This is a genomic window from Streptomyces sp. GL_141, assembly GCF_057834385.1.
On sequence record NZ_CM174402.1, the window covers coordinates 1,682,695 to 1,700,819 of the forward strand.

The 18,125-nt window shown below is 73.2% G+C and carries 14 protein-coding genes; 9 read left to right on the forward strand and 5 right to left on the reverse strand.

What is annotated here, in order from left to right:
* Positions 1-46 precede the first annotated feature (46 nt).
* The 3 genes from AC3IX6_RS07185 (at position 47) to AC3IX6_RS07195 (ending at position 4,297) form a co-directional block, all read left to right on the forward strand.
* Positions 47-889, forward strand: coding sequence for a hypothetical protein (locus AC3IX6_RS07185; RefSeq protein ID WP_489369402.1), 843 nt, complete (start codon positions 47-49; stop codon positions 887-889).
* Positions 890-962: 73 nt separating this feature from the next.
* A complete protein-coding gene (locus tag AC3IX6_RS07190) occupies positions 963-3,158 on the forward strand; it encodes a bifunctional polysaccharide deacetylase/glycosyltransferase family 2 protein (protein ID WP_489369403.1) in 2,196 nt (731 codons plus the stop codon).
* 23 nt (positions 3,159-3,181) lie between these two features.
* Positions 3,182-4,297 (forward strand): TDT family transporter, encoded by a 1,116-nt coding sequence (locus AC3IX6_RS07195; RefSeq protein WP_489369404.1) that lies wholly within the window; start codon positions 3,182-3,184, stop codon positions 4,295-4,297.
* Between the two features lie 71 nt (positions 4,298-4,368).
* Here the strand turns inward: AC3IX6_RS07195 and AC3IX6_RS07200 are convergent, their stop codons facing one another.
* The 3 genes from AC3IX6_RS07200 to AC3IX6_RS07210 all read right to left on the reverse strand — a co-directional run bounded on the left by AC3IX6_RS07200 (position 4,369) and on the right by AC3IX6_RS07210 (position 6,241).
* The gene (locus AC3IX6_RS07200) at positions 4,369-5,037 is read right to left on the reverse strand and encodes a disulfide bond formation protein B (RefSeq protein WP_489369405.1); all 669 of its coding nucleotides are present in this window, start codon (positions 5,035-5,037) and stop codon (positions 4,369-4,371) included.
* Positions 5,038-5,049: 12 nt separating this feature from the next.
* Positions 5,050-5,208 (reverse strand): hypothetical protein, encoded by a 159-nt coding sequence (locus AC3IX6_RS07205; RefSeq protein WP_489369406.1) that lies wholly within the window; start codon positions 5,206-5,208, stop codon positions 5,050-5,052.
* A gap of 112 nt (positions 5,209-5,320) precedes the next feature.
* On the reverse strand, positions 5,321-6,241 hold the full coding sequence (locus AC3IX6_RS07210; protein WP_489369407.1) for a LysR family transcriptional regulator: 921 nt from the start codon (positions 6,239-6,241) through the stop codon (positions 5,321-5,323).
* 70 nt (positions 6,242-6,311) lie between these two features.
* On the opposite strand from AC3IX6_RS07210, the gene AC3IX6_RS07215 reads away from it, so the two are divergent.
* From AC3IX6_RS07215 to AC3IX6_RS07240, 6 genes are all read left to right on the forward strand, one after another.
* Positions 6,312-7,499, forward strand: a complete 1,188-nt coding sequence (locus AC3IX6_RS07215) for a TDT family transporter (RefSeq protein WP_489369408.1) — start codon at positions 6,312-6,314, stop codon at positions 7,497-7,499.
* Positions 7,496-9,049 (forward strand): cytochrome ubiquinol oxidase subunit I, encoded by a 1,554-nt coding sequence (locus tag AC3IX6_RS07220; protein ID WP_489369409.1) that lies wholly within the window; start codon positions 7,496-7,498, stop codon positions 9,047-9,049. The genes AC3IX6_RS07215 and AC3IX6_RS07220 overlap by 4 nt, the downstream gene beginning before the upstream one ends.
* Before the next feature lie 35 nt (positions 9,050-9,084).
* A complete protein-coding gene (cydB, locus tag AC3IX6_RS07225; RefSeq protein WP_489369410.1) occupies positions 9,085-10,065 on the forward strand; it encodes a cytochrome d ubiquinol oxidase subunit II in 981 nt (326 codons plus the stop codon).
* A 63-nt stretch (positions 10,066-10,128) separates the two neighbouring features.
* Positions 10,129-11,391 carry a VWA domain-containing protein gene (locus AC3IX6_RS07230; RefSeq protein ID WP_489369411.1) on the forward strand — a complete coding sequence of 421 codons (1,263 nt, stop codon included), beginning with the start codon at positions 10,129-10,131 and terminating at the stop codon, positions 11,389-11,391.
* Positions 11,391-12,215: a hypothetical protein gene (locus AC3IX6_RS07235; RefSeq protein WP_489369412.1), complete on the forward strand. Its 825-nt coding sequence runs from the start codon at positions 11,391-11,393 to the stop codon at positions 12,213-12,215. Before AC3IX6_RS07230 ends, AC3IX6_RS07235 begins: the two co-directional genes overlap by 1 nt.
* A 132-nt stretch (positions 12,216-12,347) precedes the next feature.
* Positions 12,348-13,115: a class I SAM-dependent methyltransferase gene (locus AC3IX6_RS07240; RefSeq protein ID WP_489369413.1), complete on the forward strand. Its 768-nt coding sequence runs from the start codon at positions 12,348-12,350 to the stop codon at positions 13,113-13,115.
* A 1-nt stretch (position 13,116) separates the two neighbouring features.
* On the opposite strand, the gene AC3IX6_RS07245 is transcribed toward AC3IX6_RS07240, so the two are convergent.
* Positions 13,117-16,800 (reverse strand): SAV_2336 N-terminal domain-related protein, encoded by a 3,684-nt coding sequence (locus AC3IX6_RS07245; protein ID WP_489369414.1) that lies wholly within the window; start codon positions 16,798-16,800, stop codon positions 13,117-13,119.
* Positions 16,797-17,906, reverse strand: coding sequence for an AAA family ATPase (locus AC3IX6_RS07250; RefSeq protein ID WP_489371361.1), 1,110 nt, complete (start codon positions 17,904-17,906; stop codon positions 16,797-16,799). The genes AC3IX6_RS07245 and AC3IX6_RS07250 overlap by 4 nt, the downstream gene beginning before the upstream one ends.
* Between the last annotated feature and the right edge of the window lie 219 nt (positions 17,907-18,125).

The window sequence follows — 18,125 nt, forward strand, 5'->3', positions numbered from 1 at the left end:
CACCCCCGCCCGGGTCCCGTCCACCACCTGTAGAGGCTGTCCACCGATGCACCGACCACCGGGTTCCACGGCAGAACCGGAACCGCCGTATCCGCACGCCGCGTACGCGCCCGTGCCCCCTGCCACACCCTGGCCCGCGGACGCACCCTTCTACGAACCCCCCGCCGACCCGTGGCCCGCACCCGCCGCCACGCCCCGGCCCGCGCCCTCCTACGAACCCCCCACCACGTCCTGGCACGCACCCGCGCCCTCTTCCCACCCCGCCACCGCACCCTGGCCCGCGCCCTCCTACGAACCTCCCACCGGTTCCCGGCCCGCGGACGCACCCTCCCCCGAACCCCCCGCAACGCCGGCCCCCACGCCCGCGTCCGGACGCGCACGCACACCCGGCAGCAGCTCCTCCGCCCCCACCTCCGACCCGAGTCCCGTCTTCGTCGACTCCTCCGGCAGGCGCCAGCGCCGCGTCCGGCGTCTGGGGTGGCTGCTCGTCGTGCCGGCCGCCGGCTACATCGTGCTGCTGCTGAGCTCCCTCTTCGGCGGGCCCACGCTCTCCTCGCCGTTCCTGCCGCTCCCCCACCCCTCACAGGCGGCCCCGGACGCCGCGCCGAGCAAGGCTCCGGCCGCCTCCCCGGCCCCCGGGTCCACCGCCGCGCCGAAGCGCACCGGCGCCGCCGCCGTGAGCGGTACCGCCCAGGCGCCGGCGGCCCCGTCCGCCGCGGGCCCCGACCCGGGTGCCACTCCGAGGAACACGCCCAGTGCCACCGCCGCGCCCCCCGTGCAGCCGGCCCCCAGCACCACCCCCGGGAACACACCGGCCCCCGGCCAGACCAACCGCGGCAAGTCCACGTCCGCACCCGGCCAGGGCGGCAAACCCACCGCTCACCCGTGACCCACCCCCACCCCGCTCAAACGCCCGCTCAGGCACCAGCACCAGCACCAGCACAGGCAGGAAGCACCTCCCCTTGTCGAAGAACCGCCGCCTCCCCCGCGGCCGGCACAGCACCGTACGCAACGTCCCCCTGCGCACCCACTGGCTGCTGCTGACCACCCTGGTCCTGACCCTCTCGGCGGCCCTGCTGCTCCAGGGCTACGCCACGCACATGTTCGACACCACCGCCGACGGAGCCCACCGCGATCCGGGTCCGGCGGGCGCCGTCCCGGAGCAGATCCGGACGGGCGGTCCGGTGATCGAGGGGTCCGTGGGGCGGACGGCGGCCGTCAAGCCCCGCACCATCGCGCTGACCTTCGACGACGGTCCGGACCCCCGCTGGACCCCGCAGATCCTGGACGTCCTGCGGCGCAACGACGTCCGCGCCACCTTCTTCACCGTGGGCGCCCAGGTCGCCGCCCACCCCGAGCTGGCGCGCCGGATCGTCGAGGACGGCCACCAGATCGGCGTCCACACCTTCACCCACACCGATCTCGGCGCGGCCTCGCCCTGGCGCCGCTCCCTGGAGCTGCGCGAGAGCCAGCTGGTCATCGCCGGTGCCACCGGAGTCACCACCCCCCTGCTGCGTCCGCCCTACTCCTCGACCGGCGAGGCCCTGAACGACAGCGCCTGGGACTCCGTCGTCCAGGCCGGCACCGAGGGGTACCTCACCGTCCTCAGCACCCAGGACAGCCAGGACTGGCGGCGCCCCGGGGTCGAGCAGATCGTGGCCAACTCCCTGCCCGCGGGCACCGAGGGGCAGATCCTGCTCCTGCACGACGCGGGCGGCGACCGCTCGCAGACCGTCGCGGCCCTCGAACGCCTCGTCCCCCGGCTGAAGGCGGCGGGATTCCAGCTCGCCACCGTCACCGAGGCGACCGGCCTGCCCGCGGCCACGCACGAGGCCGCGACCGTGGACGCCTGGCAGGGGACCTCCCTCATCTACGCCCTGCGGGCCAGCGACTGGGTCCTGACCGCACTGTCCTGGCTGCTGTGGGCGGCCGGGGCCATCAGCGTGCTGCGCGCCGTGGCCGTCTTCACCGCGGCCCGCCGCCACGTGCGCAAGCGCCGGGTGCCGTGGGGAGCCCCCGTCACCGAACCGGTCAGCATCATCGTCCCCGCCTACAACGAGAGCGCGGGCATCGAAGCGGCCGTCCGCTCCCTGCTGGCCTCGGACCATCCGGTGGAGATCATCGTGGTCGACGACGGGTCCACCGACGGCACCGCCGACATCGTCGAGTCCCTGCGGCTGCCGGGCGTACGCGTCATCCGCCAGCGCAACGCCGGGAAGCCCGCCGCCCTCAACACCGGCATCGCCGCGGCCTCCTGCAACCTGCTCGTCATGGTCGACGGCGACACCGTCTTCGAACCGGACGCCGTCCGCATGATCATCCAGCCGTTCGCCCACCGCCGCGTCGGCGCCGTCTCCGGCAATGCCAAGGTCGTCAACCGCGGCGGCCTGCTGGGCCGCTGGCAGCACATCGAGTACGTGGTCGGCTTCAACCTCGACCGCCGCCTCTTCGACCTCGCCGAGTGCATGCCCACCGTGCCGGGCGCGGTGGGAGCCTTCCGCCGCGAGGCCCTCCTGCGCGTCGGCGGTGTCAGCGACACCACCCTCGCCGAGGACACCGACCTCACCATGGCCCTGTGCCGTGACGGCTGGCGCGTCGTCTACGAGGAGCGGGCCAAGGCCTGGACCGAGGCCCCGGCCACCCTCGGCGCCCTCTGGAAACAGCGCTACCGCTGGTGTTACGGAACCCTCCAGGCCATGTGGAAGCACCGCGGCGCCCTCACCCAGCGGGGCCAGGCCGGAAAGCTCGGCCGCCGGGGCCTGCTGTACCTCCTGATGTTCCAGGTGTTGCTGCCGCTGCTCGCTCCCGTGGTCGACGTGACGGCGGTCTTCGGTCTGATCTTCCTCGACCCGCTGCGGATCCTCGGCCTGTGGAGCGCCTTCCTGCTGCTCCAGCTCCTGATGGGCCTCTACGCCTTCCGCCTCGACAAGGAACACCCCGGACCGCTGTGGAGCCTGCCGCTCCAGCAGTTCGTCTACCGCCAGTTGATGTACCTGGTCGTCATCCAGTCCGTGTTCACCGCCATCGCGGGATCGCGCCTGCGCTGGCAGCGCATGGAACGCTACGGAAGCCTCCAGGTCCCCGTCGGCCCCCCGGCCGCCGTCGCTCCTCCGGCGCCCCGCGGCCCCGGCCACCAGGACGCCGACTGGTCGCGATGACCACGGCGGGTCACCGTTGACACATGACCGCACCCTCCCGGACCAGCTCCGCGCTCCCCACCGTGACCGGCCCCCCGGGATCGCGCGTGCGGCAGCTAGGCCCGAACTGGTACGCGAGCGTCATGGGCACGGCCATCGTGGCCAACGCCGGCGTGGCCCTCCCCTGGCACGTCCCGGGCCTGCGGACGGCGTGCACGGTGATCTGGGCGCTGTCCGCGGTGATGCTGGTGGTGCTGCTCATCACCCGGACGGTCCATTGGGCCCGCCACGGCGACCAGGCGCGCGCCCATCTCCTCGATCCGACGGTGGCGCCGTTCTACGGCTGCCTCTCCATGGCCCTGTTGTCGGTGGGGGCGGGCACGCTGCTGATCGGGAAGGACTGGATCGGCCTGGGCGCGGCCGTCGCCGTGGACACGGTGCTGTACACCGCCGGCACGGCCGTCGGGCTGCTCGTCGCCGCCGCCATCCCCTATCTGATGGCGCTGCGGCACGAGCTGAAGCCGGGCAGCGCCTCCCCGGTGTGGATCCTGCCCGTGGTCGCTCCCATGGTCGCCGCCGCGCTCGGACCGCTGCTGCTCCCGCACCTGCCGGCCGGCCAGTGGCGCCAAGCCCTCCTGCTCGGCTGCTACGCGATGTTCGGCATGAGCCTGCTGGCGACGCTGTGCCTGCTGCCCATCATCTTCGCGCGGCTGCTGGCGGGCCCGCGGCTGCCGCTCGCCCTGACGCCCACGCTCTTCCTGGTCCTCGGTCCGCTGGGGCAGTCCACGACGGCGGCGAACAACTTCGCCGATGCCGCGCCGCAGGTGCTCCAGGCCCCCTACGACGAGGGCTTCAGGATGCTCGCGGTGCTCTACGGGGTGCCGACGATGGGGTTCGCCCTGCTGTGGTTCGCGCTGGCGGGCGCGGTGGTCCTGCGGGCCCGGCGCCAGGGCATGGGGTTCTCGATGACCTGGTGGGCCCTCACCTTCCCCGTCGGCACCTGCGTCACCGGAGCGGAGGGCCTCGCCCGGCACACCGGCCTGACCGCCTGCGCCTGGCTCGCGGGCGGGCTGTACGTGTTCCTCGTGCTGGCCTGGCTCACGGCCGGGATCCAGACGCTCCGCGGACTGTTCGCCGGCACCCTCGCCCCGGCCACGTAGCGGATCGGGGCATGCCGATTCCCCGTACCGGCCACCTTGACCGGTACGGGGAATCGGCGTGTGCGCGGGGATCAGAAGAGGTCGGCGAAGAACTGGTAGCCGGTGGGGTCGCCGGGCATCTGCCAGTGGAAGCCCTGCAGGAAGAAGCAGGCCACGAGGTTGCTGACGGCGAAGACGGCCAGGACGGCCAGGGTGAGGGTGGCGGCGCGGCGCAGGGCGGGCGAGCCGGCCGCGGCATCGAGGGGCGCCGCCCGATCGGCCAGGACGAGGTTGATGCCGGCGGCGAGGGCGGCCAGGAAGAAGGTGATGGCGGCCCAGGTGTACAGGTGCAGGCCGAGCAGGGCCCCGGCGTACCCGGGGTCCCCGGGGGCGATGTGCATCAGCACTTGTGCGCCGGAGACGGTCCCGCCGATGAGGGCCGAGACGATGGCGACGCCCCAGCCGGAGGCGAACTCCCGGGTGGTCACCGATCCCTTGCGGGAGCGGGCGATGATCATGGCGGGCCCGAGGGCGCTGAGCAGCATGAACATCCGCTGGAGGAGGCACATGGGGCAGGGGTACTCCCACAGCCCGAACTGGAAGACGTAGGCGCCGCCGATGGTGGCGCACATCCCCAGCACGTAGACGTGGGCGAACCAGAGGCCGAGGCGCTGCGAGAGACCGGCGGGGCGGGTCCCCGCGGGGCGGACGACGGGGGTGGTGCCGGTTTCGGCGGTTTCGGCGGTTTCGGTGATGGACATTCCTGCTCCTCCTCAGAAGCTCAGGTTGAAGGCGCGGTCGAGGTGGGGGAGGAACGCGAGGAGCGTGACGCTCAGGGTTCCCGCCCACAGCAGGAGCCGTGTCCTGCCTGGCCAGTCGCGAAGGACCGCCAGGACGCATACGGAGATCAGGAGGAAGAGGATGGTGTACATGGTGTCCCTGCTTCATCGGAGGCTTACGCATTCATCCTCCGGCGGGGAGATCCGGGCCGGTAGCGGCAACGGATCAATGGATCCATAGAGCGGATCTATGACCCTCCGGCCCCTACGCCCCCGCGGCGAGCTGCCTGCGGGCCAGCGCGTACAGGTCCCGCGCCGGGCCGGTCGGACGCCGCCCGGTGGGCCAGACGGCGCGCAGCGAGCGGCCCAGTTCGAGGCCGGTGACCGACGGGGACCGCAGGGTGCCGGCGGCCAGTTCGTCGGCGACGGCGAGCGAGCTGAGGACCGCGGGGCCACCGCCGCCCGCCACGGCGGTCTTGATGGCGGTGGTGGAGGCCAGCTCCAGCAGGGCGGAGGGCTTCCAGTCGGGCAGGTGGGCCGTGATCGCGCGCTCGAAGGCGGTGCGCGTACCCGATCCCGCCTCCCGCTGGATCAGCGAGGCGGCGGCGAGTTCGTCGAGGGTGACGGCGGTGCGCCGCGCCCAGGGGTGCGTCGGCGCCACCACGACGAGCAGCCGGTCCCTGGCCACGGCGTGGCTCTCCAGCCCCTTCGGCGCGCGGGGGCTCTCGATGAAGCCCAGCTCGGCGCGGCCGTCCAGTACCGCGCGGGCCACGTCCGCGGAGTTGCCCGATTCGAGGGCGACGCTGGTGGCGGGATGCTGCGCCCGCAGCCCGATGAGCCACTTGGGGACCAGGTACTCGGCGACCGTCTGGCTGGCCGCGACCTTCAGGTGGGAGCTGCGCCGTTCGCGCAGGGCGTCGATGCCGGCGTCCAGCTCGTGCGCCGCGTCGATCACGGTCCGGGCCCACTCGGCGATCAGGGCCCCGGCCGGGGTGGGCTTCGAGCCGAGTGAGGAGCGTTCGAGTACGGGCATCCCGACGAGCTTCTCCAGGTAGCGGATGCGGGAGCTGGCCGAGGGCTGGCTGATGCCGTGCGCCTCGGCGGCCCGCCCCAGGCTGCCCAGCTCGATGACGCTGAGCAGCAGGTCGAGGGCGGGCAGGTCGGGGACGCGCGGCGAGATGGGCATAGAACCATTCTATGGATGCATCGATCCGGTGCCGCTACCGCGACGCGTGGCACCGGCCGATGGTGGATCCATGAGCACCAGGACCGCACCCCCCACCCCCGCGCAGCGCCGGCTGCTGCGCGATCTCGAACACCCCCGCGACGCCTTCCGGTACCTCGGGCCGAACTGGTTCGCCTCGGTCATGGGCACCGGCATCGTCGCCAACGCGGCGGCCTCCCTGCCCCTGCGGTTCCCGGGCCTGCGCACCGCCGCCACGGTGGTGTGGGCGGGCGCCGCCCTGCTCCTGCTCGCGATGTGCGCCGCCTGGGCCGTGCACTGGGTGCGGCACCGCGACAACGCCCGCGCCCACGGCGCCAACCCGGTGATGTCGCAGTTCTACGGCGCTCCTCCCATGGCCCTGATGACCGTCGGCGCCGGCGCCCTGCTGCTGGGCAAGGACGTGATCGGCCTGGACGCGGCCGTCGCCGTCGACTGGACCCTCTGGCTGACCGGCACCGCACTCGGCCTGCTGACCGCCTTCACCGTCCCCTACCGGATGATCACCCGGCGCGCGGCGGCTCCCGACGCGGCCTTCGGCGGCTGGCTGATGCCCGTGGTTCCCCCCATGGTCTCCGCCGCGATGGGCGCCCTGCTCATCCCCCACACCGGCTCCGGCCAGCTGCGGCTGACCATGATCCTGGCCTGCCTCGCGATGTTCGGCATCAGCCTGATCGCCGCGTTCCTGATCGTCACCATGATCTACTCCCGGCTGGTGCACCACCCCGAGCCCGCCGCGGGCACCGTCCCCACCCTCTGGATCGTGCTCGGCCCCCTCGGCCAGTCGGTCACCGCCGCCGGGCTGCTCGCCAACGCCGCCCCCTCGGCCCTGCCCGCCCCCTACGCCCAGGGCCTCCAGGTTGTCGCGCTGATCTTCGGGGTGGTGACCTGGGGATTCGCCATGCTGTGGCTGGCCCTCGCGGCCGCCGTGACCGTGCGGGCCGTCCGCACCGGCGGACTGCCCTTCAACCTGACCTGGTGGGGATTCACCTTCCCCGTGGGCACCTGCGTCACCGGGAGCACCGTCCTGGCCGCCCACACCGGCGCCGACCTGTTCGTCGGGGCCGCCGTCGCCCTGTACGCACTCCTGGTCGCCGCATGGGCCGTGGTGGGAATCCGTACGGCACGCGGCGCCCTGCGCGGCACCCTCTTCCTCCCTCCCCCCGCCGCTCCGGCCGTCGCCGCCCCCGCCCGCCTCACCACCGTGCGAGCCGCCTCGTGAACCTCGCACTGGCCCCGGAGACCATGGCCCGCTGGCAGTTCGGCATCACCACCGTCTACCACTTCCTCTTCGTACCGCTCACCATCAGCCTGGCCGCCGTCACCGCGGGGCTGGAGACGGCCTGGGTGCGGACCGGCAAGGAGAAGTACCTTCACGCCACCAAGTTCTGGGGCAAGCTCTTCCTGATCAACATCGCGCTGGGCGTGGTGACCGGCATCGTCCAGGAGTTCCAGTTCGGCATGAACTGGTCCGACTACTCGCGGTTCGTCGGCGATGTCTTCGGAGCGCCGCTGGCGTTCGAGGCGCTCATCGCGTTCTTCCTGGAGTCCACCTTCATCGGCCTGTGGATCTTCGGCTGGGACAAGCTGCCGAAGAAGCTCCACTGTGCGTGCATCTGGATGGTCTCGATCGGCACCGTCCTCTCCTCGTACTTCATCCTCGCGGCCAACTCCTGGATGCAGCACCCCGTCGGCTACGCCCTCGACCGGGCCACGGGCCGGGCCCGGCTCACCGACATCCTCGGGGTCCTGACCCAGCACACCACCCTCGTCCAGGCCTGGCACACGCTGTCCGCCTCCTTCCTGACGGGCGCCGCCTTCGTCGTCGGCATCGCCTCCTTCCACCTGTGGCGGGCCAAGCGCACCGGGAGCGGGCCCGGCAAGCGGACCGCCGTGATGCGTACGTCGCTGCGCCTGGGGCTCACCCTCGCGGTCGTCGCGGGCGCGGCCACCGCGCTGAGCGGCGACAGCCTCGGCCAAGTCATGTTCGAGCAGCAGCCGATGAAGATGGCGGCCGCCGAGGCCCTGTGGGACACCCGGGCACCCGCCCCCTTCTCCGTGTTCGCGGTCGGGGACGTGAGCCGGGGACGCAACGACGTCGCCATCGAGGTGCCCGGGGTCCTGTCCTTCCTCGCCCACCACGATTTCACCGGCTCCGTACCCGGCATCAGCGACACCGCCCGCCAGGAGGCGGCCCGCTTCGGCGGGAAGCCCGAGGACTACGTCCCCAGCGTCTTCATGGCCTTCTGGGGCTTCCGGCTGATGATCGGCTTCGGCATGGCCTCCTTCGCGGCCGGCGCGGCCGGCCTGTGGCTGACCCGCACGAGACGCCGGCTCGACCCACACCTGCGCACCGCTCCGGACGCAGTGCCCCGGCTGATGCTGACCCGGCGCCGCGAGCTCGGGCCCCGGCTCACCAAGTGGGCCTGGCTGACCGGAACCCTGACCATGGGCTTCCCGCTGATCGCGAACTCCTTCGGCTGGATCTTCACCGAGACGGGCCGCCAGCCGTGGGCCGTCTACGGGCTGCTGAAGACCAAGGACGCGGTCTCACCCGGGGTATCCACCACCTCGGCCGTCATCTCCCTGACCGTCTTCACCCTGCTCTACGCCGCACTCGCGATCGTCGAGGTCAGGCTCCTGGCCAGGTACGCGAAGGCCGGCCCGCAGACCGACTCGGCGACGGACCCCGCGGCCGACCCCGGGACCGGCCCCGGTACCAGTCCCGGGACCGCCCTCGCGTCCGGCTCCGCCCGGGCGTTCACCTACTGACCTGACCTGACCCACCACTCCAAGAGGACCGCCCCGTGCAACTCCACGACCTCTGGTTCGTGCTCATCGCCTTCCTCTGGACCGGCTACTTCTTCCTGGAAGGCTTCGACTTCGGCATCGGCATCCTCACCGGCCTCCTCGCCCGCGACCCCGAGGAACGCGGCGTGCTCCTCGCCACCATCGGGCCGGTCTGGGACGGCAACGAGGTCTGGATGCTGACCGCCGTGGGCGCCACCTTCGCCGCCTTCCCCGACTGGTACGCCACCTTCTGCAGCGGCTTCTACCTGCCCGTGCTCGCCGTCCTGGTGTGCCTGATCGTGCGCGGCGTCGCCCTGGAGTACCGGCACAAGCGCGAGGACGAGCGGTGGCGCCGCACCTGCGACCGCTGCGTGTTCTGGACCTCGCTGGTCTGCTCCGCACTGTGGGGGCTGATCTTCGCCAACATGGTGCGGGGCATGCCCATCGGTGCGGACGGGAACGTCACGGGCACCCCGCTCGATCTCCTCCACCCTTACGCCCTCCTCGGCGCGTTCGCCACCTTGTGCCTCTTCACCCTGCACGGCACCCTCTTCGCCGCACTCAAGACGAAGGGCGCGGTACGGACCCGGGCCCGGGCCCGGGTCCGCCCCCTCGCGAACATCACCACCGTGGCCGTCGGCGCCTTCCTCTTCTGGACGCAGGTCCACCACGGCCGTCAGGTCTACGGGCTCATCGTCCTGGGCGTGGCCGTCGTGGCGCTCCTCGCCACCGTGGAGCAGAGCGCGACGCACCACGACGGCCGGGCATTCGCCCTGTCCGCGACGGCCGTTGCCGCCACCGTCGCCGTCCTCTTCCTCTCCCTGTTCCCCGACGTCATGCCCTCCTCCACCAACCCGGCCTGGAGCCTGACCGCCGCCGGCTCGGCCGCGAGCCCCTACGCACTGAAGATCCTGACCTGGGTCGCCGCGTTCATGACCCCGGTCGTCCTCGCCTACCAGACGTGGACGTACTGGGTGTTCCGCAAGCGCGTCGGCTGACCCGGCGGCTCGGGAACGGGTGCTCGGTTTGGCGGGTGCGGGGAATCTCAATACGATCCGGCGATGATCACTAGAAGATGGGTGAGGGCCAGTGCGTGCGGCCTGTTCGTCACCCTCGCTGCCGGGTTGTTCCCGGCAGGCGCCGCCGCCGGGGAACCGGTGGCCAAGGAAGCACCCAAGGTCGAGTTGGTGCTGGACGTCAGCGGCTCGATGCGCGCACAGGACATCGACGGGCAGACCCGGATGTCCGCCGCGAAACAGGCGTTCAACGAGGTACTGGACGCGGTACCCGACGAAGTGCAGCTCGGCATACGGACCTTGGGCGCCAACTACCCCGGCCCCGACAAGAACCTCGGCTGCAAGGACACCAAGCAGCTGTACCCGGTCGGCCCGTTGGACCGGACCGAGGCCAAGGCGGCCGTCGCCACGCTGGCCCCCACCGGGTGGACGCCCATCGGGCCGGCGCTGCTGGGAGCCGCCGAGGACCTGAAGGGCGGCGACGCCACCCGGCGGATCGTGCTCATCACCGACGGCGAGGACACCTGCGCCCCGCTCGACCCCTGCGAAGTGGCACGGGACATCGCGGCCCAGGGGATCCACCTGGTCATCGACACGCTCGGGCTCGTTCCCGACGTCAAGACCCGCGACCAGCTGATCTGCATCGCCGAGGCCACCGGAGGCACGTACACCTCCGTGCAGCACACGGCCGAACTGTCGGGCAGGGTGAAGCAGCTGGTCGGCCGGGCGGCCACTCCGGTGGTCAATCCGGTGGCCACCGAGGGTGCCAAGCAGTGCACGGGAGCACCGGAGTTGAAGCCCGGTCTCTACAGTGACCGCGAAAGCTTCGGGGAGCACCGCTGGTACCGGGTCTCCGTGGCGCCCGGCAAGGAACTGCGGGCCTCGGTCAGCATCGGCGCCGACCGTGCGGTGAACAACGACTACGGCGTGCTGCTGCGCGCCACGACGCTGAGCGGCCGGGAGATCGTACGCGGCCAGGAAGCCGGTGACGGGCGGACCGACCTGATCTCGTCCGGGCTGCGCTATCCCAAGGCCGGGAGCGCCGACGACGAGGAGCCGGCCGAGACGGTGTGCCTCCAGATCAGCAACTCCTTCTCGGCGCCCGCCACCGTCAAGACCACCCCGGGCATGCCGGTCGAGCTGACCATCGACGTGGTCGACGGCCCGGACGGGGCCTCCGACGTGGCCTCCTTCGGCCTCGGACGCGGCTGGTGGCTGCTCGGCGCACTGGCGCTCACCGGCCTCCTCGCCGGACTGGTGTGGGGCTGGGTCTCCCGCTGGCGTATCGCGGTCTGGAGGACCAACTGATGAGTGCCCTGAGACGTGACCGACACGACGGACCCACAACCCGCAGGCCCGATCGGCGCGATCGGCGCGTGCGACGCGCACTGACCGCCGCCCTGCTCGTGGGCGGCGGCCTGCTCGGGGTGGCGGCCTCGCCGTCGCCGAGCCCGAGCGGCGGCGAGGAGGGTCCGACCGAGGCCGGCACGGCCTTCCGTACCGCCACCCCGCTCCAGTTGGGCCAGGGGGCCACGGCCGACGCCTCCACCGGCGACTACCTCTACTGGGTGCTCCCCCTGGACTCGGGGCAGCGCGCCACCGTGCGGGCCTCGGTCACCCTGCCCGCCGCGACCGGCCGGCACTCCGCCTCCACGTGGCAGCTCGACGTGTACGACGGCCTGCGCCGCCGCCAGCCCTGCACGTACGGCACGCAGACCGGCACGGCCGCCAAGGACGCGGCGACCGTCGACCTGTCCTGCACCCTGCGCCCGGTCCGCTCGGGCGCCGATCAGTGGGCCAACGACCCGCTGCCGGGCGCCTATTACCTCCGGCTCACGGTCACCGACCTCGCGCCGGAGGACCTCGGCCAGCCGGTACGGGCCCGCGTGCGGGCCGAGGCCCAGGACGTCGGCGGCGCCTACGCGGCCGACAACGCCCTGGCCGTGCCGCTCGTCCCCGGCGCCGGCACGGCGGCCGGCTTCGCACCGGCCGACGGCTGGTCGGGCACCTGGTGGTCGGACCGCTGGCTCTGGACGGCGGCCGGCGGACTGCTCGCCGCCCTCGCGGGCATCGGCGGCTACCGCCTGACCCGCGGCGCGGGCCGCCCGGGACGGGTACCGCCCACCGCCTGATCCGGCACGCCCGGGTGCGGGACCGGCAGGCCCCGCACCCGGGAATCCGTGCAGCATCCACACGCCGGAGCCGTTGCCTCCCCCGGGATCCGCCGAGATGATGCGCCACACACGCACATCGGGGAGCGGCACGTGGACGACGGCGAAGCGGCACGGGGCGACCAGTACGACGACGAGTCGGAGGACTACGTCGCCTACTGGCAGGGGCGCGACTACGAACACGCGGCGGAGATGGCCGCCGTCAAACGGCTGATCGGCGACAGCCGCTACGGACTCGTCTGCGAAGTGGGCGGCGGGTTCGGGCGGTTGAGCCCGGTCCTCAAGGAGTACGCGGACCGGGTCATGATGTGCGACCCGAGCGCCAAGCACGTGGCCATCGCCGGGCGGCTGCTGGCCGGCCGCCCCGGGATCACGGCGCACCACATGCGCCCCGGACACCTTCCGCTGGACGACGGATCCGCCGATCTCGTCTCCATGATCCGCGTCATGCACCACCTCCCCGACCCCGCCCCCACGCTGCGCGAGATAGCGCGCGTACTGAGGCCCGGCGGCCGCGCCCTGATCGAGGTCGCCAACTCCGCGCACATGCTGAACAAGCTGCGCTACGCGAAACGGCTGCGCGGCATCCCGCGCGGGCCCGTGGACATCCGCTCCGCCGAGAAGGCGGCCGAGGGCGGGATCCCCTTCGTCAACCACCATCCGGGCACCGTCGTACGGCAGTTCACGGAGGCCGGCCTACGGGTGGAGGACAAGCTCTCGGTGTCCAACATGCGCAGCGGCCGCCTGAAGCGCAGCGTGGGCGAGGACCGCCTCCTGGCGGTGGAACAGCGCATCCAGAGCCCCCTGGCCGCCCTCAACTTCGGCCCCAGCCTGTTCTTCCTGCTCCGTCGGGGCGGGTAGCTCAGGGCTCAGCCAGCTCTGCCCCTCCGTCGGCGCCGCCCAGGGTGAACGTCGCGGCGCCCGACGGGGCCAGGAGGGACCGCCACGCCTCGGGTAGCCCCGCCGGGTCGGTGAAGGCCGCGTTCACGAACTCCCCGTGGTCCGCGAAATCGACCTCGTCGAAGGTCACCCGGTCCGCGAAGAACGTGCCCTTGAAGAACGTCCGTCCGGAGAAGGTGGCATGGTCGAAGGAGGCCCGGCCCTCGAAGCGGACCTCGTCGAAGACCGCACCCGAGCCCCATACACTGGACGTGAAGGTGGCGGGCCCCACGAAGGTGGTCCGCCCCCAGTCGCTGTGGCCGTGGAAGACCGTGTGCCCGAGGCCAGCGGCACCGCGCACCCGCATCCGGCCCATCTGCGCCCTGTCCCACACCTCGGCGCCGGTCATGTCAAGGTCCCGGGCGAACACGGCCTCCGCGAATCCGGCGTTGCCACCGAAGTCCGCTCTGGCGAAGCGTGCTTCGCGGTCGAACACGGCCGCGTCGAAGGTCGCGCCGCGCCGGAAGTCGGTCCGGCCGAAGGACGCACCCTGCTTGAAGTGGGCCGCATCGAAGCCCGCCCGGCCCTCGAAGACGGCCCGGTCGAACGAGACCCTGCCCTCGAACTCGCCCCCGGGCGTATCCCAGTCGCCGGTGAAGCGCGCCCGGTCGAAGCGCGCACGCCCCATCCTCACCTGGCGCAGCCCGGGCTCGCGCAGCGCGAGCATCAGGTGGTCAAGCAGCTGTTCGTCGACGGTGGTCCCCCGCAGGTCCACCGGCGCGCCCGGTCCCAGTGCGTGGAGGTACTCGTCCCGTTCCACCGCCGACACGTGGGCGAGACAGCGCAGGCGGTCCGGCAGCCGGACACCGATGCATCCGCCCGGATCCACTTGCGTGGCTCCGTACCCGCAGCGCGGCCAGCCGACGCCCGGGTCGTCGATCCTCAGCTCGGCATCGATCAGCGCCCGCCCCACCTCGGCGGGGGCGCCGGTCCAGACCCACCCGCGCGGAGGCAACTCCATGGGCGGCAGCGGCTCGGTCGTGAGGGATTCCAGCCCGCCGACGGCGAGCAGCGATTCGCCCTTCGCGATGACGAGCGTTCCCGGTTCGTCGGCACGGACCACCGGCAGACGGCGGTTTTCCATGCGGCGGACCAGAGCGTGGGCCTCGTGCGCCGCCGGGCCCCGCAGATCGGGCGTGAACAGCCCTCTGGCCACGCCCACCAGCAGAGACATTTCCCATTCTCCGGAGCCCGCGCGCAGCCGCTCCAGTTCCCGGGGGAGCGCGGCCAGCAGCGCGCCGGCCCTGCCGAGGGCGCCCGGATCCTCGATGGGCACGAACAGCACCCCGTCTCCGTCGGAGTACACCCGTCCGCCCTCGTCGGGCTCCCCCTGCGACCACAGGAGGATGTCGGTCACCACCTCCTCCACCGACCGGTGGTACGGCCCCCGGTGCAGAAGGACGCGTACCGCCAGACAGACTCCCGAGCGTTCGTCTTCGGGAACCCCGTGCGCCGCCACGGCCTCGCGGAAGCCGGGCTGCTCCCTCAGCGCCTGCCCCGTCAGGAACACCATCCGGTCCGGCAGCACGGTGTGGACGATGCCCGCCAGCAGGCCGTCACGGGAGACCGGGGAGCCCACGTAGTGGGTCCAGGCCTCAGGCTCGGCGGAGAGCCGGACGAGCTCCCCGTTGCGCTCCCCCTCGTACGGGAGGACCTGGCCGGTCAGCGCCACCGCCTCGCCCTGGTCGGTGGAGCCGTCCACGACCAGGTGGTCCCCGGGGGCCGCGAAGCCCTCCGCCCAGACCGGCTCCCTCCAGTCCCCCGGGTCCACGAGGTCCTCCTCGGCGGCGAGCAGGAGCACTTGGGGCGCCGCCCCGTCTCCCCAGGCGCGTTGGCAGAGGACGTCCTGCCCGTCTGCCGCACGCACCCACGCGGAGGTGTACGGCCCGCCGGCCTGCGCCTCGCCGACCGTCAGCACCAGCCGGGGCGACAGCAGCACGCCCACCGCCAGCGGCTCCCGCTGCGGCTCGAAGCGGATCCGCACCACCCGGTCGGCCAGCCCCGACACCGGTCCATCCGCGAGGGCGAACGGCATGGCCCCCGGCGCCAGTTCGCGCCGACCCTCGCCCCGGGGCCCCCGGCGGATGGCTGTGAAGTCCCGGCCGGTGCCGCGCTTGTGGGACATGTACTCCCACACGCGCCGCCGCACCAGCTCCCGTACCGCGGCCACGTCACCGCGCAGCTGTGACCCGAGCAGGGCTTCCCGTACGCCGGGCAGGAACTCGAACTGGACGCTGTCGGCGGACTGTTCGCCGTCCCACGGGGCGAGCAGCCCGCCCAGCGCCACCTCCGCGAGGTGACCGTGCTCGGACTCCCGCAGCAGGGAGCGGCGTACGAGGGTCATCACGGGCAGCGTGAGCGGTACGGCGGCCAGGTGGTCGGCGAGGCGCTGGGCGGTCGGGGAGGCGCTCGCGCGGAAGCGTTCCACCGCCTCCAGGGGGTCCGGGAAGAACTTCGGGGCCCCGGGTGCCCTCCCGTACGGAGCTTCGCGCGCGGGTTCCGCGTCGAGGCGCAGGCACGCGAGGCGCCGCCAGCGGCCGTCGCCGGACACCACCCGCACCAGCCGGGCCAGGCTCCCGGAGGCGATGCCGACGACCGGGATCACCGCGCCGCCGCCGCGGGCCCGCCGGGTCATCGGGACCCGCTGCCAGGAACGGGTGGCCGCCGCGGGCCGGTCCGCGCGCACGGCGAAGGGGACCGGCCGGACCGCCCCGCGCGTCCAGAGCCGCTCGGGCAGGACGTTCAGTACGGCCACGGCGTTGTGCGCCGACCACTGCCGGAGCACACCGCGCAGCGGGGCTTCGCGCCAGCCGCCGGCCACCGTGTCGGAGAGCACCAGGATCAGCCGCCGTCCCGCCGGGTCGACCAGTTCCCGGGGGTTGCGGGGCGGGCTGTCGCGGTGGTGCGCGACCATGGGCACGCCGCCGGGGCCGGTGCCCGTGAGCCGCCAGGTCCGTACGTCGCGGAAGACCCCGCTGCGGGTGAGGAGTCCGCGCACCTCCTCCACCAGGTCGGACCAGAGCAGCATCGAGTGGTGGGAGTCGACGAGCAGGGCCACGTCCAGCCAGCGGCTCTCGGCGGGGCGCAGGACCGGGGTGAGCACCATCTGCTCGATGCTGCGCTCGACGGTGAGCTGTTCGTCCAGCTCCTCCCCCGGGCCGCCGATGCCGCGGCGGCCGATCGGGCGCAGGGCGCGCATCAGGGCGAGCGGGTCGTCGAGGGTGGCGGCGCGCGGCAGCCGCACCGCCGTGCCCCGGCGCGCCGGCGGCGCGGGCGCGCCGCCTGGGGCGCCGCCCGCGGTCCGGCCGGCGGAGGCGTCCGCGGTACCGCCGGGTGCGGGGGCGGGCGCGCGGGCGGGGGCGGGGAAGTACTGGACCCCCGGTTCGACGGCGCCGCCGCGCGCCTTGGGGGGTGACTCCGTTCCGTCGGCGGCGGGTTCGGGTCCGGCCGCCGGGGGTGTCACGGGAGGCTCCAGGCGGAGGGCGGCCGCGTCCACCCGTGTCGCGAGCCACAGGATGTCGGCGATCTCCTCCGCCCCGAGCCCGGGGCGCGGGCCGTTGTCCTCGGCGGCGCCTTCGGCCAGGGCCGCGAGGAGCTTCTCGATCACGCGGAGGGCCCGGTGAGGTGGTGCATGACGGTGTCGAGGAAGCGCTCGCGGTCGCCGGGGGCGGACCAGGCGCCGGCCAGGCGCAGCTGGATGGCGTTGAGGAGCTGGTCGGTGGCGAGGTCGCCGTCCTCGGCGCGTTCCAGGAAGCTCTGGACCAGATCGCGGTACTCCTCGCTGTTCTCGATGTCGACGCCGAGCCGGCCGCGCACGATGCGGGCGAGCTTGTCGGGGTCCGGCGGGTCCAGGTGGAGACGGACGCAGCGGCGCAGGAAGGCGGGCGGGAAATCGCGTTCGCCGTTGCTGGTGAGGACGACGATGGGGAAGTACCGGCACTGGACGCGGCCTTGGGAGATCCGGACGGCCTCCTCCGTGTCGTCGTCGGTGCCGATGGCGACGGTCGGGGCCTCCTTGACGAGGCGGGCGAGCTCGGGGATCACGAAGCCGCCGTCCTCGAAGACGGTGAGGAGGTCCCCGGGGAGGTCGATGTCGCTCTTGTCGATCTCGTCCACGAGCAGGACGCGGGGCCGGTCCTGGGGCAGCAGGGCCGTGCCGAGGGGGCCGAGGCGCAGGTAGCGGGCGATGGACGGACCGCCCTCGGGGGACGCGGCGGCGGATCCGGGGGCGGGGGCGGATGCGGAGGCGGATGCGGAGGCCGCCTGGGCGCGGGCCGCGGGCGGCTCGGCGCCGGGTGTGCGCAACTGCTCCAGCCCCGCCTCCTGGAGCCGGCCGATGGCGTCGTACAGGTAGAGGCCGTCGCGCAGGACGGTCCGGCTGGTGACCGGCCAGTGCAGTACGGGGCCCAGGCCCAGGTCGGCGGCGATGCTGGAGGCGAGCGTGGACTTGCCGACTCCCGGTTTGCCGGTGATCAGGAGCGGCCGGCGCAGGTGCAGGGCCGTGTTGACCACGTCCTTCTCCAGCTCGTCGGGCACGTAGCCCTCGCCGCGCCGCCAGGTGCGCTCCCAGGCCGGGCCCTCGCAGCCGGGGGGCGCGTACCCCGGATCGGGGACGCCTTTGAAATCCCGCCAGGGCGGTGGCGGTCCGGCCTCCAGCCTGGCCCGGCGCTCGGCGGCCTCGCCGGTCCCTTGGTACAGCCACCAGTCCTTCACCACAGCCTCTGCCTCCATCGTCGGTGTCGCGGGCCGTCGCCGCGAACGGTCATCGGGGTCGGTGCGGAGTCGGGGTCCGGCCCCGGGTCGGCTCCCGGATCCACCCCGGCGTCGGGTCCGGAATCCGCTCCCTGGTCGGGTACGGGATCCGCTCCCGGGGCCGGGTACGGGGTCCGACCCCGGGTCGGATACGGAGTCCGCTCCCGGGTCAGGTCCGAG